This window comes from Halomonas rhizosphaerae, assembly GCF_030012485.1.
GTDB classification, from domain to species: domain Bacteria; phylum Pseudomonadota; class Gammaproteobacteria; order Pseudomonadales; family Halomonadaceae; genus Halomonas; species Halomonas rhizosphaerae.
The window spans coordinates 14,989-35,989 of record NZ_JASCQQ010000027.1 but is presented as its reverse complement, the minus strand read 5'-3'; the positions used below and the strand labels follow the sequence as shown (position 1 = coordinate 35,989).

At 67.9% G+C, this 21,001-nt stretch carries 14 protein-coding genes; 10 read left to right on the top strand and 4 right to left on the bottom strand.

Annotated elements, in window-relative coordinates:
• Positions 1-423: 423 nt before the first annotated feature.
• The 4 genes from ugpC to QLQ86_RS11475 all read right to left on the bottom strand — a co-directional run bounded on the left by ugpC (position 424) and on the right by QLQ86_RS11475 (position 7,696).
• Positions 424-1,539 (bottom strand): sn-glycerol-3-phosphate ABC transporter ATP-binding protein UgpC, encoded by a 1,116-nt coding sequence (gene ugpC, locus QLQ86_RS11490; protein WP_282817038.1) that lies wholly within the window; start codon positions 1,537-1,539, stop codon positions 424-426.
• Entirely contained in the window at positions 1,527-3,200 is a 1,674-nt protein-coding gene (locus QLQ86_RS11485; protein ID WP_282817037.1) for an alpha-amylase family glycosyl hydrolase, read from the bottom strand. Before QLQ86_RS11485 ends, ugpC begins: the two co-directional genes overlap by 13 nt.
• A 144-nt stretch (positions 3,201-3,344) precedes the next feature.
• Positions 3,345-6,050 (bottom strand): HTH-type transcriptional regulator MalT, encoded by a 2,706-nt coding sequence (gene malT, locus QLQ86_RS11480; protein WP_282817036.1) that lies wholly within the window; start codon positions 6,048-6,050, stop codon positions 3,345-3,347.
• Positions 6,051-6,190: 140 nt separating this feature from the next.
• Positions 6,191-7,696, bottom strand: a complete 1,506-nt coding sequence (locus tag QLQ86_RS11475) for a carbohydrate porin (protein ID WP_282817035.1) — start codon at positions 7,694-7,696, stop codon at positions 6,191-6,193.
• A gap of 264 nt (positions 7,697-7,960) precedes the next feature.
• Between QLQ86_RS11475 and QLQ86_RS11470 the strand changes: the two genes are divergently transcribed.
• From QLQ86_RS11470 to QLQ86_RS11425, 10 genes are all read left to right on the top strand, one after another.
• Positions 7,961-8,821 carry an aldo/keto reductase gene (locus QLQ86_RS11470; protein WP_282817034.1) on the top strand — a complete coding sequence of 287 codons (861 nt, stop codon included), beginning with the start codon at positions 7,961-7,963 and terminating at the stop codon, positions 8,819-8,821.
• 181 nt (positions 8,822-9,002) lie between these two features.
• Positions 9,003-10,271, top strand: coding sequence for an ABC transporter substrate-binding protein (locus QLQ86_RS11465; RefSeq protein WP_282817033.1), 1,269 nt, complete (start codon positions 9,003-9,005; stop codon positions 10,269-10,271).
• 14 nt (positions 10,272-10,285) lie between these two features.
• Positions 10,286-11,260 carry a carbohydrate ABC transporter permease gene (locus QLQ86_RS11460; RefSeq protein ID WP_282817032.1) on the top strand — a complete coding sequence of 325 codons (975 nt, stop codon included), beginning with the start codon at positions 10,286-10,288 and terminating at the stop codon, positions 11,258-11,260.
• Positions 11,257-12,099, top strand: a complete 843-nt coding sequence (locus QLQ86_RS11455; protein WP_282817031.1) for a carbohydrate ABC transporter permease — start codon at positions 11,257-11,259, stop codon at positions 12,097-12,099. The genes QLQ86_RS11460 and QLQ86_RS11455 overlap by 4 nt, the downstream gene beginning before the upstream one ends.
• 25 nt (positions 12,100-12,124) lie before the next feature.
• On the top strand, positions 12,125-13,741 hold the full coding sequence (locus QLQ86_RS11450; protein WP_282817030.1) for an alpha-glucosidase: 1,617 nt from the start codon (positions 12,125-12,127) through the stop codon (positions 13,739-13,741).
• A 46-nt stretch (positions 13,742-13,787) separates the two neighbouring features.
• Positions 13,788-14,891 (top strand): ABC transporter ATP-binding protein, encoded by a 1,104-nt coding sequence (locus tag QLQ86_RS11445; RefSeq protein WP_282817029.1) that lies wholly within the window; start codon positions 13,788-13,790, stop codon positions 14,889-14,891.
• A 40-nt stretch (positions 14,892-14,931) separates the two neighbouring features.
• Positions 14,932-16,596 carry an alpha-glucosidase gene (locus QLQ86_RS11440; RefSeq protein WP_282817028.1) on the top strand — a complete coding sequence of 555 codons (1,665 nt, stop codon included), beginning with the start codon at positions 14,932-14,934 and terminating at the stop codon, positions 16,594-16,596.
• 80 nt (positions 16,597-16,676) lie between these two features.
• Positions 16,677-17,993: an ABC transporter substrate-binding protein gene (locus QLQ86_RS11435; RefSeq protein ID WP_282817027.1), complete on the top strand. Its 1,317-nt coding sequence runs from the start codon at positions 16,677-16,679 to the stop codon at positions 17,991-17,993.
• A gap of 75 nt (positions 17,994-18,068) precedes the next feature.
• Positions 18,069-19,718 carry an alpha-amylase family glycosyl hydrolase gene (locus tag QLQ86_RS11430; RefSeq protein WP_282817026.1) on the top strand — a complete coding sequence of 550 codons (1,650 nt, stop codon included), beginning with the start codon at positions 18,069-18,071 and terminating at the stop codon, positions 19,716-19,718.
• 121 nt (positions 19,719-19,839) lie between these two features.
• The gene (locus tag QLQ86_RS11425; RefSeq protein ID WP_282736628.1) at positions 19,840-20,889 is read left to right on the top strand and encodes a LacI family DNA-binding transcriptional regulator; all 1,050 of its coding nucleotides are present in this window, start codon (positions 19,840-19,842) and stop codon (positions 20,887-20,889) included.
• Positions 20,890-21,001 lie beyond the last annotated feature (112 nt).

Below are 21,001 nucleotides of genomic sequence, written 5' to 3'. Positions count from 1 at the left end.
GTTAGGTCATTTCCAACATACAAGCGCATTTTATTGCCGGTTCGACACCTCGACGAATGGCGCCGACAGGCGCCCTGGGCTGACTGCCTATTGCCGGGAAGGCCACCGGCCTTCTTTCGCGATCTAAAGTCGGAGCGCCGAACCATCGCTCCCACTGGATGGTGGCCTACAAACCGCATCCTTTCCTGTCGAACAGCATCACGCCAATGTGCGAAGAACCTTTTTTATGTTCGGCGCCGGGCAGTAGGGTGGAAGTCTCTTTGGCAGGCTGCGGTGTGGGTCAGGTGCCTAGTTCACGTGCCTGGCGATGGTTCTCCAGCGTCAAGGAAGTAATTTTCCAATTTAAAAACTCATGGAACATGGCAACGACAACGCCCCGGACGCAAGGCGCACCGGGGCGAGATGGTCAGGGAAGACAGTCGTTCAGTGGGCGATGCCGGGGATCTCCACCCGACGGGGGCAGGCCTGGCCGTCGGGGCCGAACAGGTGGCAGTGGTCGCCGGCCAACCCCAGGTCGACGACCTGGTGTTCCTCGAGGTGGGCCAGGCCGTCGAGGCGCTGCGTCACGGTGCCCTCGGCGCCCTCGACCTGCAGGTGGGCCAGCGTCTCGTAGCCGAGCTTCTCGGCCACCATCAGCCGGGCCATCAGCCGGGCCTCGCCCTGCTCGGGGGCGACGAAGTCCTCGGCGCGAATCCCCAGGGTGGCGGTGTCACCGGCCCCGAGGCCGCGCCCGTCCACCGCCACGGCCAGCATCTCGCCGGAGGGCAGACGCACGCCAGTGCGCTGCGGCCCTGGGTCGACCACCGTCACCGGCAGGGTATTGATGCGCGGCGAGCCGATGAACTCGGCAACCTCGAGGGACTTCGGGAAGTGGTAGAGCGATAGAGGCGCGCCGACCTGGGCGATGCGCCCGCTCGACAGCAGCACGATGCGGTCGGCGAGAGTCATCGCCTCGACCTGGTCGTGGGTGACGTAGATCATGGTGGCATTGAGCCGCTTGTGCAGCTCGGCGATCTGCACCCGCATCTCGACCCGCAACGAGGCATCGAGGTTTGACAGCGGCTCGTCGAACAGGAATACCGCCGGCTCCTTGACCAGGGTGCGGCCAATCGCCACCCGCTGGCGCTGGCCGCCGGAGAGGTCCTTGGGCTTGCGCTCGAGCAACCGGGTGATCTGCAGGATGTCGGCGGCGTGCTCGACACGGCGGCGGATCTCGGCCTTGTCGGTGCGCGCGAGCTTGAGGCCGAATCCCATGTTCTCGGCAACCGTCATGTGCGGGTAGAGGGCGTAGGACTGGAAGACCATGCCGATGTCACGCTCCTGGGGCGGAATCTCGTTGATCCTCTCACCGTCGAGGCACATCTCGCCGCGGGTGATATCCTCGAGCCCGGCGACCATGCGCAGCAGGGTCGACTTGCCGCAGCCCGAGGGGCCGACGAACACCACGAACTCGCCGTCGTTGATGGTCAGGTCGATGTCCCGCGAGATCTCGACGCCGTCATAGTCCTTGCCGATGCCTTCGAGTGTCAGACGTCCCATGAGGCTTCCTCCGAATCGGTGGTGCAGCGGGCGATGGCGATGCCGTAGGCCGGCAGCCGTAGCGTGCCGTCCTGCCAGCTGCCGTTGACCCACGCCGGGGCCTCCGCGAGGCTCTGCGCCTCTCGAGGCGCCGGCAGCTCGCGTGGCTCACCGGCGAAGTTCAGCGCCACCAGCAGGCGGTTGCCCTGATGGGTGCGCTCGAGGCACAGCACCTCGTCGCGTACCGGGTGGTAGGTGATGTCGCCCTTGACCAGTGCCGGCTGGGTGCGGCGGAAGGCCAGGAAGGCGCGGTAGGCGTTGAGCAGCGAGTCCGGGGCGGCGTCCTGCTGGTCCACGGCCAGACCCAGGTGGGCGTCGGGTACCGGCAGCCAGGGCGCGGCCCGGGAGAAGCCGCCATGGGGGGCGTCGGCCTGCCACGGCATGGGTGTGCGGCAGCCGTCGCGGCCCTTGTAGGCCGGCCAGAAGGTGATGCCGGCGGGGTCGACCAGCTGATCGAAGGTCAGTTCGGCCTCGGTCTGACCCAGCTCCTCGCCCTGGTAGATACAGGCGCTGCCGCGTTGGGTGAGCAGGAAGGCCAGGTAGAGGCGCAGCGCCGCGGTGTCGCCCGCGGCGTCCCAGCGCGAGGCCAGGCGGGTGACGTCGTGGTTGCCCAGTGCCCAGCATGGCCAGCCGTCGCCGATGCGTGTCTCCATGGTGGCAAGCGTCTCGCGCAGGAAGGTCGGGTCATGGCGTTCCCCGAGCAGGTCGAAGGAGTAGGCCATGTGCAGGCGCTTGCCGCCCCGGGAGTACTCGGCCATCACGCCCAGCGAATCGTCGTCGCCGACCTCGCCGACGCTGGTGGTGCCGGGGTACTCGTCGAGCAGGGCGCGCAGCCGTTCCAGGAAGACCAGGTTCTCCGGCTGGGTCTTGTCGTGGATATGCTGCTGGTAGCCGTAGGGGTTGTCGGGGCGCACGCCGATAAAGCCCTCCCGGATATCGTCTCTGGGCGGGTTGTCCTTGAGCTCGCCATGGGTGCAGAAGTTCACCGCATCCAGGCGGAAGCCGTCGACGCCACGCTCCAGCCAGAAGCGCACCTCGCCGAGGATCGCCTCGACCACTGCCGGGTTGCGGAAATTGAGGTCCGGCTGCTCGACCAGGAAGTTATGCAGGTAGTACTGACAGCGCCGGGTATCCCACTGCCAGGCGGAGCCGCCGAAGATCGCCTGCCAGTTGGTGGGCGGGGCGCCATCGGGCCGGGGGTCGGCCCACACGTACCAGTCGGCCCTGGGGCTGTCGCGGCTTTCACGGCTCTCCTGGAACCAGGGGTGCGCATCGGAGGTGTGGGAGAGCACCTGGTCGATGGTGACCTTGAGGCCGCGGGCATGGGCGGCCTCCACCAGGCGGTCGAAGTCGACCAGGGTGCCGAACATCGGATCGACGTCGCGATAGTCGCTGACGTCATAGCCGAAGTCCTTCATCGGCGAGGTGAAGAAGGGCGACAGCCAGATGGCGTCGACATTCAGCGAGGCGATGTAGTCGAGCCGGTCGATCACCCCCTGCAGGTCGCCGATGCCATCGCCGCGGGTGTCCTGAAAGCTGCGGGGATAGATCTGGTAGATCACCGCGCCGCGCCACCAGTCGGCGCCCTGTCGGCCGAGGTACTGGGAAGTGTCTGTGGTCATGTGCCGGATCCTTGTCGTGAATCGCGGGTATCGGCGGGCCGATTCCGCGGAAAAAGTTTCACGCTCATGGTGGCGGCACGGCCGGCGGGAGAAATCCTCCCGCAGGATGGGCGATAGGCGTAGGCGGGGGGAGGAGGCGCCTTCCTACTCCCCCTGGATACGGGCGAGGAGATCACCGGCCAGGGCAATGGCCTCCTCCCGGCGGCGGATGCCCTGCTTCTGGTAGAGGCTGCGGATATGCGTCTTGATGGTGGTCGGCGCCACCGACAGCTGCTCGGCGATCTGCTCGTTGGAGAGTCCGGCATGGATCAGCCCCAGGATCTGCCACTCGCGACGGGTCAGGGGTGAGGTGCGGATCAGCTCCGGCACGTCCGGGCGGGCGACGATATCGGCGATCACCGACTCGTCGAGCATCAGGCGCACGGCACGGCCGAAGTCGCGCTGACGGCCGGCCAGCTCGATCAGCCGCTCGGCGCGACGCCGGGCCAGCTCATCCATTTCCCGGGTCTCGAGCAGCCGTGTGAGCATATCGGAAAGCGGTCGGCCCAGGCGCAGGAAGCTGCCGATGAGTGCCGTTCGCGAGGCCAGCTCCAGGGCTGCGGCCAGGTGATCCAGTGCCGCCGGCTCATGGCCGCACTGCCACTCCAGAACTGCCAGGCACAGCCGGTTGCGATTGGCGTCGGTGACCAGGCCGAAACGCGCCGCCTGGGCCTCCAGGGCCTCCAGCAGCCCCCGGGCCTCGTCGGGCCGGCCGAGCAGCAGCAGCGCCCGGGCGTGATTGCGGACGTTGGCCTGGGCGAAGTGGTTGCTGGCGGTGTCGGGCTCGGCAGGCGGCGCCTCCTGCAGCCAGCGGTCCACCGCATCGCGGTCGTCGTTGGCCTGCCACCAGGCCAGCAGGGTGGCGTGGGCATTGGCCCGCCAGTCGATGTGATAGTCGCCGTCGGCGAGTATCTTGCGGATGCGGCGGATGTGGTCGGCACACTGCGCCTGGTCGCCGCGGCCCTGGGCGACCTTGGCCAGGCTCACATGGCACTGCAGGGTCCAGCGCTCGCCTTGGCGGTCGAGAAGGGCGATGCCGGCCAGGGCCGCCTGCTCGGCCTCGTCCAGTCGGTGCCACTCCCACAGCAGTTGGCTGCGGATGCGATACAGGAACTCGGCGACTGGTAGCCGGTCGAGGCCGCTGTGCTCGATATGCGCGAAGGCCCGCTCCTGGGTGTCAAAGGCGGCTTGCAGCCGGCCCTGGGCGACCAGCGTCTCCGAATGGTGGCACAGCGCCCACAGCAACAGCTGGTCATCGCCGATGCGCTTCGCCTCGCGTTCCACCTCGTGGATCCGCGCCAGCGACTCCTCGAGTCGGCCCTGGACGAAGCGTGCTTCGCAGAGGATCGCACCGGCCGACACCGGCGTGGCGGCCAGGTAGCGGGCCGGTTGTGTCAGCGCCTGTTCGGCCAGTGGTGCGGCCCGTTCGGCGTCACCCTGGTTGATCGCCAACTGGGCGCGCAGGGTGGCGAACTCGGCGGAGAGCTCCTGCCAGGCAGGCTCCTCGAGCTGGGCCTCGATCCAGCCGATGGCCTCGGCGGTACGATCGAACTGGAACTGGGCGTGGGACACCCAGCCATGCAGCAGCGTCAGTTGCGGCGAGGTGCACAGGCATGTCTCACCGAGCGTCGCCAGGGCCCGCGCCAGCAGCGCAAAGTGGCCATGGGCCAGTAGCTGGGGGCCCTGGGACTCCACCAGCGTGATGACCCCCTCGGGATCATCGGCCTCGATGGCCTGGGCCAGGGCCAGGGCGGGGTCGCCCAGCGCCAGCCAGGCCTGGCTGGCACGGCGATGCAGCAGGCGCTGGGATTCCAGGCTCAACGCGTGGCGGCGATGGCGCAGGTAACCGGCGAACAGTGGCTGGAAGCGAAACCACTGGTCATGGGGGTCGGATCGCTCCAGGAACAGGCCGGCCCCCTCCAGGGCCTCGAGCCTCTGTGAGACTCGCTCCCCCTCCAGCAGGCGAGCCACCAGCGCCGGAGAGAAGCGCTCCAGGACCCCGAGCTGCAGCAGCAGCCGGCGGTCGGGTTCGTCGAGACAGGCCTCCAGCAGATCATCGAACCAGGCGACGAAGTCGGGGTGGCTGCCGCCCAGGCGCTCCAGCAGGCTGTCGAAACCGGCCCGGGTGGTGGTGCGCTGGATCAACCAGTCCAGTGCCATCACCCAACCTTCCGTGCGGCGCAGCGCCTGCTCCAGGCTGACCCGGGTGGGCGGAAAGCTGAGCTGCTCGGCACACAGCGTCTGGGCCTCCTCGAGGTCGAAGGCCAGTTCGTCCAGGCCGATCTCCTCCAGTTCACCACGCAGACGCAGCGCCGGCAGGCCCAGGGCCGGGCGGGTGCGAGAGACCAGGGTCAGGGTGAGCCAGCCCGGCTGGTGGCGCAGCCAGTGGCCAAGCGCCTCGAGGATCTCCGGATGGCGGACATGCTCGAACTCGTCGATCACCAGCCTGCCCGGGGCGGCGCTGTCAGGCAGGGCGGTGAGCCAGGCTTCCACCCCTTCGATCAGGGAGCCGCCCTCGACCAGCTCCACCTCGAGACCCAACTCGCGGCACAGGCCACCCAGGGTGGCGCGAAAATAGCCGGCGAAGCGGTCGGGCGCGTCATCGCGTCCATCCAGCCGCAGCCAGGCGGCGGGCTGTTCCAGGGCCGGCAGCCGCTCGGCCAGCAGGGTGCTCTTGCCGTAGCCCGGTGGCGCCTGCACCACCAGCAGCCGGATACGCTCGTCGAGGATGAAGTGGTCGTTGAGGCGCGGGCGGGCTACAACAGTCGACGGCAGCGGGGGAGCGGCGAGCTTTTCCTGGATCAGCGGCATGGGAGACTCCCGCAGGAAAGATGATGGGCAAGTTACCCAGTATGGCTGCCCGGGCGGCCGACGAAAAAGCCCGCGGCCATCACGCCACGAGCAAGCATCGAAACAGCAGACAGGGCCCGGCCGGCGCCGGGCCCGTGCCATCAGAACCAGACTTCGGTCTGCACGCCGAAGGTCCACTGGCTGCCGGTGAACTCGTCGCTGCCGAAGGCATCGTCGGCGCTGTAGTCATTCAGCTCCTCATCCCAGTCGCTCCAGCTGGCGAACAGGCGAATCTCCGGCCGCTGCCAGAAGCCGCCCACCTGGGGCTTGAAGGTCGGGGCGATGGTGAACTTGGTGTAGTCCCCCTCGACGGCGGTGCGACCGTCGAAGCCCTGGGGATCGAGGTCCATCCACTGGTAGCTGGCCTCGTACTGCATCTCGAAGTTCTGCGTCAGCTCGTTGGCCAGGCGCACGTTGAAGGTCGCCCAGTCGTACTGGTCGCCGTCGACATAGCGGTCCTCGCTGGTCTCGGCGAGAAGCGCCGGAGCCACACGCCACCTGGGTGCCACATAGGTGGTGCCGTAGAGGCCGATGCGGGTCGCGGTGGCATCCTCGGTCAGCCGGCCATCGGTGCCGATGCTCTTGGCCTCGGCGCCCAGGCCCTGGCCATGCATCACCGCCGCCTTGAAGTTGCCCTCGCCCAGGCCGAAGAAGCTGTCGCCATGGTAGGCCACCATGGTATGGAAACCGGACTCGGCGGCCTCCTGACCTTCGCCGATATCGCGCTCCTCGTTGTCGGCGGCGGACATGCCGTTGACCATCCACTGCCAGTTGCCGAAGTAGTTGTTGGAGGTCAGGATCAGGTTGTCGGTGTCGCCGCTGTCATCCCCCGGCGACTCGCGTGTCACGGGGAAGTCGCTGAAGCTGCGGCCGTAGAGCGAGACGTTGGACGTCCAGTTGTCGGCCAGCTGCATGTCGTAGATACCGGCGCCGGTACCGGCCAGGAACACGAAGTCGGTATCCATCCAGTGGATATCGAAGTTGTCGCGGTCGAAGCGCTTGCCGGCCCAGATGGAGGCGTTCTCGAAGGCGCCGGTGAAGCTCGGCAGGTCGCTGAACTCGGCATAGACCTGGCGTACGTTGAGGTTGGACTCGTCGGCGGTCCAGTCGTTGCTGGTGGTGGTACCGTCGGCGATCATGGTGCGGTAGTGGGCCTTGGCGCCGTTGTCGAAGCGCATCTTGTAGTTGAAGATCGCCTCGGCGTAGGTGTCCGGCTCGTTGCCCAGGCGACCGACATTACCGCCCAGCGGGCCCGCCGGTGTCACGCCCGGCCCACCGGGGGCACTCTTGCCGTCCTCGCCGATCAGCAGGCCCGAGCGGGCGTAGACATTGAAGGAGAAGCCCTCCTCGCCGCTGGCCTGGCGTTCGACCTTGGCCAGGCGCTCCTCGACCTCGTCCTTTGACAGGCGGCCCTCGGCCTGCTGCTCGGCCAGGTCCGCGCGCTGTTCGGCGGCGTCTGCCCGCTGTTCGGCGGCGGCAATGCGCGCTTCCAGATCGGCGAGGCGCTGCTCGAGGGAGTGTTCGTCGGCGCCGGCCACCCCGGCGAGGCCCAGGCTGGCGGTAGCGATGGCGATGGCGAGCGGCTTCTTGAGCGTGACAGTGTGCATGGTCGTTCTCGTCCTTTGTTGTTGTCGCGACTGATGATCATCACGAAGGATGGGGGGTTCCCCCGGGGGCCGGGGCGTCGCCCCCGGCGCGAGATACCTCCCGGAACTTAATCGATTCAGATAACGACCACAAAAAGTCTTTTGTAATATTACGACCAATGTCTAAGCATGATCGGGAGCTCGGGCGTTTTCAGGTAATAAAACTACAAAAAGGTCCTCGCCATGACATACCCTGCCCCATCGACACCATGACGAGGACCCACGATGACGCCCGTGCACCCTTCCCTCTCCCTGATGCTCGGCATGATGCGCCTGCATGAGCGCCCCGAACTCCAGGCGCCGGCGCGGCTGGCCGACTGGATCGAGGCCCGCCTGGACCAGGGACTCGACTGGTTCGACCACGCCGACATCTATGGCGGCGACGGCCACAACGAGCGCCTGTTCGGCGAGGCCCTGCGCCACCGGCCCAGTCTCGCTGCTCGGGTGAGGGTGGTCACCAAGGCCGGCATCCTGATCCCTTCAGGGAACACCAAGCACTACGACAGTTCACCGGCATGGCTTGCCGGTGCCATCGACCGGGCCCTGGGGCGACTCGGAGTCGAGCGGCTGGACCTCTTCCTGATCCATCGCCCCGACCCGCTGATGGAGGCCGAGGCCACCGCCCGGGTGCTGGACGATGCCGTCCAGGCCGGCAAGGTCGCCGCCCTGGGGGTCTCCAACTTCCTGCCCGAGCAATGGCGCCGCCTGCAGGCGGCACTGTCCCATCCGCTGACCCACCACCAGCTGCAGCTCTCCCTCACTCGGCCGGCACCGCTGTTCGACGGCCAGTTCGATGCCCTGTGTCGAGACGGCCTCTCGGCCCTGGCCTGGTCGCCCCTGGACGGCGGCACCCTGTTCCAGGGCGCCGCCGGCCAGGCCCTGGCGCGTCTCGCCGCCCACCATGGCGTCAGCCCCGCCGGCCTTGCCCTGGCCTGGTTACGCCGGCTGCCGGGTTCGCCGGTGCCGGTGATCGGCACCCTCGACCCGGCACGGATCACGACCCTGCGCGACGAGGCCCGACTCTCCCTGTCGCGCCCGGACTGGTACGCCCTGCTGGAGGCGGCCCGCGGCCAGGAGGTCGACTGACCGCCGGCGGGTTGCGACCAAAGTCGCGGTTGAACTCCGGCGTGAGCGACGGCTAACTGTGGCGGTCACGATCTTAATCGTTTAAGTCGTAAGGGAGCGCTCGCCGGCCCCCGTAGGTGACATGTCGCCGCCGGCCCTCCCTCCCAGTACAGCGACAACAACAAGCGACGAGGAAGCCAGCATGTTCAAGAAGACCCTGATCTCCGCCATCGCCCTGGCCGGCGCCGCCGCCGGCAGCAGCCAGGCCCAGGCGGCGGACCTGACCATCTCCTGTGGCGCCGTCGGCGCCGAGCTCACCCTGTGCGAGGAGGGCGTCGCCCAGTGGGAGGAGAAGACCGGCCACGAGGTCGACATCGTCTCCACCCCCAACTCCTCCACCGAGCGCCTGTCGCTCTACCAGCAGATCCTCTCCGCCCAGTCCAGCGACATCGACGTGATGCAGATCGACGTCGTGTGGCCGGGCCTGCTGGCCAACCACCTGCTCGACCTGAGCGAGACCCTCGGCGAGGACGCAGCCGAGGGCCACTTCGAGGCCATCGTCACCAACAACACCGTCGACGAGCGCCTCGTGGCCATGCCCTGGTTCACCGACGCCGGGGTGCTCTACTACCGCAAGGACCTGCTCGAGGAGCATGGCGTCGAGGCCCCCGAGACCTGGGAGGAGCTGACCGAGATCGCCACCGAGATCCAGGCCGCCGAGCGCGAGGCCGGCAATGACAAGATGTGGGGCTACGTCTTCCAGGGCCGCGCCTACGAGGGGCTGACCTGCAACGCCCTGGAGTGGATCGCCAGCTACGGCGGCGGCACCATCGTCGATGCCGAGGGCGAGATCACCATCGACAACGCGCAGGCCGCCGAGGCGCTGGACCTCGCCGCCAGCTGGATCGGCAACATCTCGCCGGACGGCGTGCTCAACTACACCGAGGAAGAGGCCCGCGGCATCTTCCAGAGCGGCAATGCGGTGTTCATGCGCAACTGGCCCTATGCCTGGTCGCTGGCCCAGAGCGAGGAGAGCGACGTGCGCGACAAGGTCGGCGTGGTCAAGCTGCCCAGCGCCGAGGGCCAGGAGAGCGCCGCCACCCTGGGCGGCTGGAACCTCGCCGTGTCCCGCTACACCGAGAACCCCGAGCTCGCCGCCGACCTGGTGGCCTTCCTGACCGGCGAGGCGGAGCAGAAGCGTCGCGCCATCGAGGGCGCCTACAACCCCACCCTCGCCTCCCTCTACGAGGACGAGGAGGTGCTCGCCGCCGTGCCCTTCTTCGGCACCCTCTACGACACCTTCACCAACGCCGTGGCGCGCCCCTCGGCCGCCACCGGCGACAACTACGGCCGGGTGAGCAACAGCTTCTTCAACGCCGTGCACCAGGTGCTCTCCGGTGACCAGAGCGGCGCCGAGGCCGTCTCCCAGGTGGACAGCGAACTCTCCCGCATCAAGCGTCGCCGCTGGTAACCCAGGAGGTCCCCATGTCGACTCCCGTAACCGAACGCGCCCCCCAGGTGGTGCGCTCCCCCCAGGCGGGCTACCGCGGCACCAAGGTCCGCCGCCAGCGGGTTCGCGCCGCCTGGCTGTTCCTTGCGCCCATGCTGGTGGCGCTGACGCTGGTCGCCGGCTGGCCCCTGCTGCGCACCTTCTACTTCAGCTTCACCGATGCCTCGCTGTCGGATACCGCCGGCGCCGCCTTCATCGGCATCGAGAACTACCTGGTCTATGACGACGGCGCCTGGTACGGCCTGCTCACCGACCCGGTGTGGTGGACCTCGGTGTGGAACACCCTCTACTTCAGCGTCGTCTCGGTGTCGCTGGAGGTGGTGTTCGGCATCATCGTCGCCCTGCTGCTCAACGCCGAGTTCAAGGGTCGCATGCTGGTGCGCGCCGCGGTGCTGATTCCCTGGGCCATCCCCACCATCGTCTCGGCCAAGATGTGGGCCTGGATGCTCAACGACCAGTTCGGGATCATCAACCACCTGCTGATGGCGCTGGGCATCATCGACTCGCCCATCGCCTGGACCGCCAGCGCCACCTACTCCATGTGGGCGGTGATCATGGTCGACGTCTGGAAGACCATTCCCTTCGTCGCGCTGCTGGTGCTCGCCGCCCTGCAGATGCTGCCCAAGGACTGCTACGAGGCGGCCGAGGTCGACGGCATCCACCCGGTCAAGGTGTTCTTCAGGGTTACCCTGCCGCTGATCACCCCGGCCCTGCTGGTGGCGGTGATCTTCCGCCTGCTCGACGCCCTGCGGGTGTTCGACGTCATCTACGTGCTGACCTCCAACTCCACCAGCACCATGACCATGTCGATCTACGCCCGCCAGCAGCTGGTCGAGTTCCAGGACGTCGGCTACGGCAGCGCCGCCTCGACGATGCTGTTCCTGATCATCGCCCTGGCCGTGGTGATCTACCTCTACCTGGGCCGCCGTCAACTGGGAGTCGACCAATGAACCGGTATCAGCTGATCAAGCTCGCCAAGCGGGTCGGGTTCTATGCCCTGATCGCCGTGGTGATGGTCTACGCCATCTTCCCCTTCTACTACGCGGTGATCACCTCGCTGAAGCCCTCCAGCGAACTGTTCCGGGTCGACTTCTGGCTGTCGACGGTGGACTTCGGCAACTACGTGCAGATCTTCACCCAGAAGAGCTTCGTGCGCGCCATCCTCAACTCCATCATTGTCTCGCTGTCCGTGGTCTTCATCGCCCTGCTGCTCGGCATCACCGCCTCCTATGCGCTGGGCCGGGTTCGCTTCCGCGGCCGTGCCACGGTGATGCTGGTGATCCTCGGGGTCTCGATGTTCCCCCAGGTGGCGGTGCTCTCCGGACTGTTCGAGGTGATCCGGGGGCTCGGCCTCTACAACAACCCGGCCGGCCTGATCCTGAGCTACACCATCTTCACGCTGCCCTTCACCGTCTGGGTGCTGACCACCTTCATGAAGCAGTTGCCCATGGAGCTGGAAGAGGCGGCAATCATGGACGGCGCCACCCCCTGGGTGACCATCACCAAGGTGTTCCTGCCGCTGATGTGGCCGGCCATGGCGACCACCGGCCTGCTGGCCTTCATCGCCGCCTGGAACGAATTCCTCTTCGCCCTGACCTTCACCCTCACCGACGACCAGCGCACCGTGCCGGTGGCGATCGCCCTCATCTCCGGCGGTAGCCAGCACGAACTGCCCTGGGGACCGATCATGGCCGCCTCGGTCACCGTCACCGTGCCGCTGGTGATCCTGGTGATGATCTTCCAGAAGCGTATCGTCTCCGGTCTCACCGCCGGTGCGGTCAAGGGCTGACCTCATGACACCCAAGGAACCCGAGATGCAAGACAACCTGACCTGGTGGCGCGGCGGCGTCATCTACCAGATCTACCCGCGCAGCTTCATGGACAGCAACGGTGACGGCATCGGCGACCTAGCGGGCATCACCGCGAAGCTCGACCATGTCGCCAGCCTGAACGTGGACGGTATCTGGCTGTCGCCCTTCTTCACCTCGCCGATGCTCGACTTCGGCTACGACGTCAGCGACTACCGTGACGTCGACCCGATGTTCGGCACCCTGGAGGACTTCAGGGCCCTGCTGGCCAAGGCCCACACGCTGGGCCTGAAGGTGATGATCGACCAGGTGATCAGCCACTCCTCGGACCGCCACCCCTGGTTCCAGGAGAGCCGCGCCGATCGCGCCAACCCCCGCGCCGACTGGTACGTCTGGGCCGACCCCAGACCCGACGGCACGCCACCCAACAACTGGCTGTCGATCTTCGGCGGGCCGGCCTGGACCTTCGATTCGCGCCGCCGCCAGTACTACCTGCACAACTTCCTGACCAGCCAGCCGGACCTGAACTTCCATCACCCCGAGGTCAGACAGGCGCAGCTGGACAACATGCGCTTCTGGCTGGAGCTCGGCGTCGACGGCTTCCGCCTGGACACCGTCAACTTCTATTTCCACGATGCCGAACTGCGCGACAACCCGCCGGTTCCCCAGGGCGAGGCCAAGACCCTCGGCGCCCCGGACGCCAACCCCTATACCTGGCAGCGTCACGTCCACGACATCAGCCGCCCGGAGAACCTGGCGTTCCTGCGCGACCTGCGGGCGTTGATGGACGAGTTCCCGGGCACCACCACGGTAGGCGAGATCGGCGACGACAACCCGCTGGCACGCATGGCCGAATACACCGCCGGCGGCGACAAGCTGCACATGGCCTACACCTTCGACCTGCTCAACGCGCCCCACTCGCCAGCCTATCTCCGCGAGGTGATCGAGCGCTTCCAGCGCCTGGCCGGCGACGCCTGGCCCTGCTGGGCGACCTCCAATCACGACGTGGAGAGAAGCGCCACCCGCTGGGGCAGGGGCGAGGACCCCGTCGCCTACCCCAAGGTGATGCTGGCCATGCTCTTCTCGCTACGCGGCAGCGTCTGTCTCTACCAGGGCGAGGAGCTCGGCCTGCCCGAGGCCGAAGTGCCCTTCGAGCGCATCCAGGACCCCTACGGCAAGGTGCTGTGGCCGGAGTTCAAGGGTCGCGATGGCTGCCGCACGCCGATGCCCTGGCGCCAGGCCCCGCAGGGCGGGTTCTCGAGCGTGGAGCCCTGGCTGCCGGTGGAGGAGCGCCACCTGCCACTGGCCGTCGAGAACCAGCAGGCCGACCCCGACTCGCCCCTCGCCTCGACCCGCACGCTGCTGGCCTTCCGCGCCGCGCATCCGGCGCTGGTCGACGGCGACCTCACCCTGGTCGACGTCGGCGAGGAGCTGCTCGGCTTCGTGCGCGAAAGCGATCGGGAGCGAGTGCTGTGCCTCTTCAACCTCGGCGGCAGAACCCTGAGCACGACGCTGCCCCACTCCGGCACCCCGCTCCAGGGGCACGGCTTCGTCTCGGCACTCGATGGCGACACCCTGACCCTGCCGCCCTATCAGGCGGCCTTCCTGGCCCTCGACCACTGACAACACACAACAAGGGCCGGCCCCGAGGCCGGCTAGGAGTCGCAAGATGGCAAGCGTGACCCTGGAAAGGCTCAACAAGACCTTCGGCAGCACCCATATCATCAAGGATGTCGACCTCAAGGTCGGCGATGGCGAGTTCGTGGTCTTCGTCGGCCCCTCGGGCTGCGGCAAGTCGACCCTGCTGCGCCTGATCGCCGGGCTCGAGTCGATCAGCGACGGCGAGCTCAGGATCGCCGACGACGTGGTCAACGACCTGCCGCCCCGCGAGCGCGGCGTGGGCATGGTGTTCCAGTCCTACGCCCTCTATCCGCACATGACGGTCTACGAGAACATGGCCTTCGGCCTCAAGCTGGCCAAGATGGCCAACGAGACCGTCGATGAGCGGGTGATGGCCACGGCCCGGATCCTGCAGCTCGAGGAGCTGCTGCACCGCAAGCCCAAGGAACTCTCCGGCGGCCAGCGCCAGCGCGTGGCCATGGGGCGCGCCATGGCGCGTGAACCGCGCATCCTGCTGTTCGACGAGCCGCTCTCCAACCTCGACGCCTCGCTGCGTGTGCAGATGCGCAACGAGATTGCCCGCCTGCACCATCGCCTGGGCTCCACCATGATCTACGTCACCCACGACCAGGTGGAGGCGATGACCCTGGCGGACAAGATCGTGGTGCTGCGCGACGGCCGCATCGAGCAGGTCGGCAGCCCCCAGACGCTCTACCAGCAGCCGGCCACCAGGTTCGTCGCCGGCTTCATCGGCTCGCCCACCATGAACTTCATGCCGGCCGAACTGCTCGGCGCAGAGGACGGCTGCCGGGTCCGGGCCCCGGGCCTCGGCGAGCTGTCGCTGCCCCAGGACGCCAGTGGCCAGCCCGCCGGCGCCGAGCTGTCGCTGGGCGTGCGCCCCGAACACCTGCGCCTGGCCGAGGCCGAGGGCGACAACCGCTTCGAGATCGTCAATGTCGAGTACCTGGGCAACGAGGTCTACGTCTATCTCGAGCCCAGGGTCGGCGACACCCTGCTGATCCACCGCAGCGAGGCGCCCAGCCGCTGGGAGATCGGCCAGCGGGTCGCCCTGGTGCCGGAGCTCGAGCATGTGCACCTGTTCGACGCCCAGGACCGGGCCCTGGAGATCGTCAATCGACGCCGGGCGGCCTGACCCGTCCCTCCCCACCCACCGCCATGATCAGGAGACCGGGATGTCGCTCTCTCGACCCCCTCACGATGCACAGCAGGACTGGTGGCGCGGCGCGGTGATCTACCAGATCTACCCGCGCAGCTTCCAGGACACGGGCGCCGACGGCATCGGCGACCTGCAGGGCGTGATCGACCGGCTCGACTACATCGCCTCGCTGAACGTCGATGCCATCTGGCTGTCGCCCTTCTTCACCTCGCCGATGAAGGACTTCGGCTATGACGTCAGCGACTATCGCGACGTCGACCCGATGTTCGGCACGCTCGAGGACTTCGACCGCCTGGTGCAGGCGGTCCACGCCCGCGGCCTCAGGGTCACCATCGACCAGGTGCTCTCCCACACCTCCGATGCCCATCCCTGGTTCCTGGAGAGCCGGTCGAGCCGCGACAACCCCAAGGCCGACTGGTACGTGTGGGCCGACCCCAGGCCCGACGGCGCCCCGCCCACCAACTGGCAGGCGATCTTCGGCGGCAGCGCCTGGCAGTGGGACACCCGGCGCTGCCAGTACTACCTGCACAACTTTCTGGTCGAGCAGCCGGACCTCAATTTCCGCAACCCGGCAGTGGTCGAGGCCATCCTCGGCGAGGTGCGCTTCTGGCTGGAGCGCGGCGTCGACGGCTTCCGCCTGGATGCGGTGAACTTCTGCACCCATGGCGAGCTTAAGGACAACCCGCCCAGAGACGATATCCGGGAGGGCTTTATCGGCGTGCGCGCCGACAACCCCTACGGCTACCAGCAGCATATCCACGACAAGACCCAGCCGGAGAACCTGCTCTTCCTGGAGCGGCTGCGTGCGCTGCTCGACGAGTACCCCGGCACCACCAGCGTCGGCGAGGTCGGCGACGACGACTCGCTGGGGGTGATGGCCGAGTACACCCAGGGGGGCAAGCGCCTGCACATGTGCTACTCGTTCAACCTCTTGACCGAGAATGCCGACCCTGGGCACCTGCTCGCACCGCTGGAGGAGATGGAGGCCCGCATCGGCGATGGCTGGCCCTGCTGGGCACTGGGCAACCACGATATCACCCGCCTGGCCACCCGCTGGAACGCCGCGGGCGACATGGCGAAGCTGCGCCTCTACCTGGCCTTCCTGCTCACCCAGCGCGGCAGCGTCTGCCTCTACCAGGGCGAGGAACTGGGCCTGACCGAGGCCGAACTGACCTTCGATCAGCTGGTCGACCCCGCCGGCATCACCTTCTGGCCCAGCTACAAGGGGCGTGATGGCTGCCGCACGCCCATGCCCTGGCAGGCCGACAGCCCGAATGCCGGCTTCTCGGACTCGGCTCCCTGGCTGCCGATCCCCGCGGAGCACCGGGGGCTGGCGGTGGATCAGCAGGAGCATGACCCCGCTTCGCTGCTCAATGCCACTCGCGCCTTCCTGGCCTTCCGCCGCACCCAGCCGGCGCTGGTCAAGGGGGACATCCGCTATCACCCGCTGCGCGATGACGTCATCTCTCTCGAGCGTCGTCACCTGGGTGAGAGGCTGCTGGTGGCCCTCAATTTCGCCGCAGACCCCCGCGAGTTGGGTGCCCCCCGGGAGGCCCACGCCCTCGACGACGCCCCGGCGATGGTCAACGGCACCTGGCGGGACGGCACGCTGCGGCTACCGGCCCATGGCATCGCCATCGCCCGCGCCACGGACGACACCCCCTGGACACCCCACCCCTGAGACTCGGAGGCCGGGATGAGAGCCCTCCCGGCCAGGCCTGACAGCATGGCACTCTCAACAACGACAAGATGAGGCACCCCATGAAGAGATCGATTCGCCTGCTCCCCGCACACCGTCGCCTGCTCGCTGGACTCCTGCTGGGCGGTTCGGCACTGTCCGCCCAGCATGCACTGGCGGCGGAGATCTCCATCGCCTGTGGCCCCGGCGATGCCGCCGACTACTGCCCGGTGCTCGCCGAGCGCTGGGCGGAGGAGACCGGCCACGAGGTCAATGTCGTCTCCACCCCCAACGACGCCACCGAGAAGCTCTCGCTCTACCAGCAGCTGCTCGGCAGCCAGTCCACGGACATCGACGTGCTGATGATCGACATCGTCTGGCCGGGCCTGCTCGCCGACCATCTGGTGGACCTCTCCGAGTACCTGCCGGCGGATGCCACCGAGGGCATCTTCCCGGCGCTGATCGAGAACAACACCGTCGACGGCAAGTTGATGGCCATCCCCTGGTTCACCGATGCCGGGCTGCTCTACTACCGCAAGGACCTGCTCGAGCAGTACGGTCATGAGGTGCCCGAGACCTGGCAGGAGCTGACCGAGACCGCGCGCGAGGTGCAGGCCGCGGAGCGCGAGGCGGGCAACGACGGCTTCTGGGGCTACACCTTTCAGGGCCGGGCCTACGAGGGCCTGACCACCAATGCCCTGGAGTGGGTGGCGAGCCACGGTGGCGGCACCATCGTCGACGACGAGGGCAAGGTCACCATCAACAACCCCCGCGCCGCCGAGGCCCTGGACCTGGCCGCCTCCTGGATCGACGACATCTCCCCGGAGGGCACCCTCAACCATACCGAGGAGGAGACCCGCGGCATCTTCCAGTCCGGCAATGCGCTGTTCCTGCGCAACTGGCCCTATGTCTGGTCGCTGGCCAACGGTGAGGGCAGCGAGGTGGCCGGCAAGGTGGGCATGGCTCCGCTGCCACGCGGTCCCGAGGGCCCCGGCGACGCGGCTCCGGGCGGCGAAAGTAGGAGCGTGGCCACCCTGGGCGGCTGGAACTGGGCGGTGTCGCGCTATTCGGAACACCCCGACGTCGCGGCCGAGCTGGTCGCCTACCTGACCGCCGAGGCCCAGCAGAAGGAGCATGCCATCGAGATCGGCATGAACCCCACCATCGAGGCGCTTTACGAGGATGAAGAGGTGCTGGCCAGCAACCCCTCCATGGGCGAGCTCTACGAGACCCTGACCAATGGCGTACCGCGACCCGCCACCGTGACCGGCAGCGACTACCCGCGGGTCTCCAACGCCTTCTTCAACCGCGTGCACTCGGTGCTCTCCGGGGACCTCGATGGCCAGGCCGCCGTGCAGCAGCTGGAGGGAGAGCTGCGCCGCCTCAGCCGCCGCTGGTGATCCGGCCCCTTGTCCACACCGCAGACCATGACTCACGGAGGGCCGCCAGGCCCTCCACGATACCTCGAGGCTTGCATGACTCTGTCCCAACACCGCCTGCACGACCGACACGACTGGTGGCGCGGTGCCACCCTCTACCAGATCTACCCGCGCAGCTTCATGGACGCCAATGGCGACGGCATCGGCGACCTGGCGGGAATTTCCGAGAAGCTCGATCATGTAGCGAGCCTCGGCGTCGACGCCATCTGGCTCTCGCCGTTCTTCACCTCGCCGATGGACGACTTCGGCTACGACGTGGCCGACTACCGCGGCGTCGACCCCATGTTCGGCAGCCTCGACGACTTCCGCGCGCTGGTCGAGCGTGCCCATGACCTGGGCCTGCGGGTGATCATCGACCAGGTGCTCTCCCACAGCTCCGACCGGCATGCCTGGTTCCAGGAGAGCCGCCAGGATCGCACCAATGCCAAGGCCGACTGGTACGTCTGGGCAGATCCCCGGCCGGACGGCAACCCGCCCAACAACTGGATGGCGGCCTTCGGCGGTCGCGCCTGGACCTTCGACGCCCGGCGCCGCCAGTACTACCTGCACAACTTCCTGCCCAGCCAGCCGGACCTCAATTTCCACCACCCCGAGGTGCAGCAAGCGCAGCTCGACAACCTGCGCTTCTGGCTGGAGCTCGGCGTCGACGGCTTCCGCTTCGACGTGGTCAACTACTACTTCCACGACCCCGCGCTGACCGACAACCCGCCGATGCCCCGCGAACGGGTACAGCCCGGCAACCCCCAGAGCTACCAGTTCCAGCGCCACAACATCGAGCAGCCCGAGAACCTCGCCTACCTGGAGCGGATCCGCGCGCTGCTCGACGAGTACCCGGGGGCCACCACCGTGGGCGAGATCGCCGGCAACGACCAGCTGCCGACCATGGCCGCCTATACCGCCGGCGAGTCGCGCCTGCATATGGCCTACACCTTCGACCTGCTGGGCTCCACGGGCGACGCCGCCGAGCTTCACGACGTGCTGGCCCGCTTCCGGGAGCTCGGCGAGGACACCTGGCCGTGCTGGGCGCTCTCCAACCACGACGTCGAGCGCAGCGCCACCAGCTGGGGCGAGGAGCGCGCGCTGCTGGCGCTGACCGTGCTCTGCTCGCTGCGTGGCAGCCTCTGCCTCTACCAGGGCGAGGAGCTCGGCCTGCCCGAGGCCGAACTCGCCTATGGGGACCTGCAGGACCCCTTCGGCATCAATCTCTGGCCCGAGGTCAAGGGCCGCGACGGCTGCCGCACGCCGATGGTCTGGGAGGATGCACCGAACGGCGGCTTCTGCCCCGAGGGCACCGCTCCCTGGCTGCCGGTGTTCGAACGACACCTGCCGCTGGCCGTCACGCGCCAGGACCCGATGGCCGACAGCCTGCTGGCCCGGGTCCGCCGGCTGCTTACGCTGCGCGGCGGCAACGCATTGCTGCGCCAGGGTGAACAGACGCTGATCGATCGCGCCATTCTGCCCCACCGAGTGTTCGGCGTGCTGCGTCATGACGGCGAACGGCGCCTGCTGTGCCTGGCGCATCTCGGCCAGGCGACAGGTGACCGGGCGGAGATTTGCCTCGATGCCCTGATGCCGGGCGCCGATGGCTGGTCCAGTCTGGCCCTGCCAGGCATGGCGACGCCGCTGCTGGAAGGCCGACAGCTGGTCATGGAGCCCGGCCAGGCGGCCTGGCTGAGCATTGTCTGACAGCGTCGCGAACGACCGCCCGGGGCTCGCCTCGGGTGGCTACCCTGACCCTGCCGGGCCATGCTAGGCTGCTAACTAAATCGTTCCAGTCCACCCTGACCGTAATGGAGTCAGCCGCCAAGTGCCTCTCCCCCGTCGCATGACCCTCAAGGACCTGGCCCGCGAGCTCGGCGTCTCCACCGCCACCATCTCCAACGCCTTCAACCGGCCCGACCAGCTCTCCCCGAAGCTGCGCGAGCACATCCTCACCGAGGCCCGGCGCCTGGGCTACAGCGGCCCCGACGCCCGGGCCCGCAGCCTGCGCACGGGCCGTTCGCGGATCATCGCCGTGATCCTCGCCGAGAGCCTGACGTACAGCCTCAACGATGCGGTCTCCAGCGAACTGCTCTCGGGCATCGCCGAAGTGCTCGACACCCGCGGCCACACCCTGCTGCTGCTCTCGGGGCGCCAGAACGCCGCCAGCGTGCCCGGTGCCTCGAGCATTGCCGACGGCTTCATCATCTATGGCCTGATGCCGAGCCTGAAGCTGTTCTCCGACCTCCCGCCCGAGCGCCCCCTGGTGGCGGTGGACTTCGATATCGAGGACCACGCCACGGTGCACGTCGACAACGAGCCGGCGTGCTACGCCATCGCCCGCCATGCCCTGAGGGTGCCGACGCGACGCCCCGCGGTGATCAACCTGCGACTGACCGAGCAGCCCTGCAATGGCCGCATCGATGACGACCAGGCGCTGCTCTCGGCCGAGCGCACCATCACCCGGGCCCGCCTCGCCGGCTTCCAGCGGGCCTTCGTCGAGGCCGGCATCGACCCGGCCGAGGTGCCGATGTGGAACATCGAGGAGAATACCTTCGAGGTCTGCACCCCGGTGATCGAGGAGATCCTCGACCTGCCGGACGCCGAGCGGCCCGACCTGCTGCTGTGCATGTCCGACCGCATCGCCCTGACCGTGGTGACGCTCGCCGAGCAGCGCGGCCTGCGCATCCCCGAGGACCTGCGGCTGACCGGCTTCGACGGCATCGCCGAGGGGCAGTATCGTGCTCCCCGGCTGACCACCATCCGCCAGGACAGCACCGAGAAGGGCCGCATCGCCGCGCGCATGATCCTCGGGATGGAACCCGCCGAATCCCGTGTCATGGCAACCGAAATGATGATTGGCGACACCTGCCCCTGACGCCGATCGGCTCATCCGGCCACATGCTTCCTGGCTGATCCCGGGCGCCCCCCTCCCCTCGCCGCTATAGTGAAGGTCAGGCTAGTGCCCGTGATCGGTGTCCTTCGGCGCC

Bases quoted from the DNA above. Each gene is read 5' to 3' on its own strand.
- QLQ86_RS11470 (WP_282817034.1), top strand. From the start codon at position 7,961: ATGACGCCCGTGCACCCTTCCCTCTCCCTGATGCTCGGCATGATGCGC.
- QLQ86_RS11435 (WP_282817027.1), top strand. From the start codon at position 16,677: ATGAAGAGATCGATTCGCCTGCTCCCCGCACACCGTCGCCTGCTCGCT.
- QLQ86_RS11485 (WP_282817037.1), bottom strand. From the start codon at position 3,200: ATGACCACAGACACTTCCCAGTACCTCGGCCGACAGGGCGCCGACTGG.
- QLQ86_RS11440 (WP_282817028.1), top strand. From the start codon at position 14,932: ATGTCGCTCTCTCGACCCCCTCACGATGCACAGCAGGACTGGTGGCGC.
- QLQ86_RS11430 (WP_282817026.1), top strand. From the start codon at position 18,069: ATGACTCTGTCCCAACACCGCCTGCACGACCGACACGACTGGTGGCGC.
- QLQ86_RS11460 (WP_282817032.1), top strand. From the start codon at position 10,286: ATGTCGACTCCCGTAACCGAACGCGCCCCCCAGGTGGTGCGCTCCCCC.
- QLQ86_RS11475 (WP_282817035.1), bottom strand. From the start codon at position 7,696: ATGCACACTGTCACGCTCAAGAAGCCGCTCGCCATCGCCATCGCTACC.
- QLQ86_RS11455 (WP_282817031.1), top strand. From the start codon at position 11,257: ATGAACCGGTATCAGCTGATCAAGCTCGCCAAGCGGGTCGGGTTCTAT.
- malT (WP_282817036.1), bottom strand. From the start codon at position 6,050: ATGCCGCTGATCCAGGAAAAGCTCGCCGCTCCCCCGCTGCCGTCGACT.
- ugpC (WP_282817038.1), bottom strand. From the start codon at position 1,539: ATGGGACGTCTGACACTCGAAGGCATCGGCAAGGACTATGACGGCGTC.
- QLQ86_RS11450 (WP_282817030.1), top strand. From the start codon at position 12,125: ATGCAAGACAACCTGACCTGGTGGCGCGGCGGCGTCATCTACCAGATC.
- QLQ86_RS11465 (WP_282817033.1), top strand. From the start codon at position 9,003: ATGTTCAAGAAGACCCTGATCTCCGCCATCGCCCTGGCCGGCGCCGCC.
- QLQ86_RS11445 (WP_282817029.1), top strand. From the start codon at position 13,788: ATGGCAAGCGTGACCCTGGAAAGGCTCAACAAGACCTTCGGCAGCACC.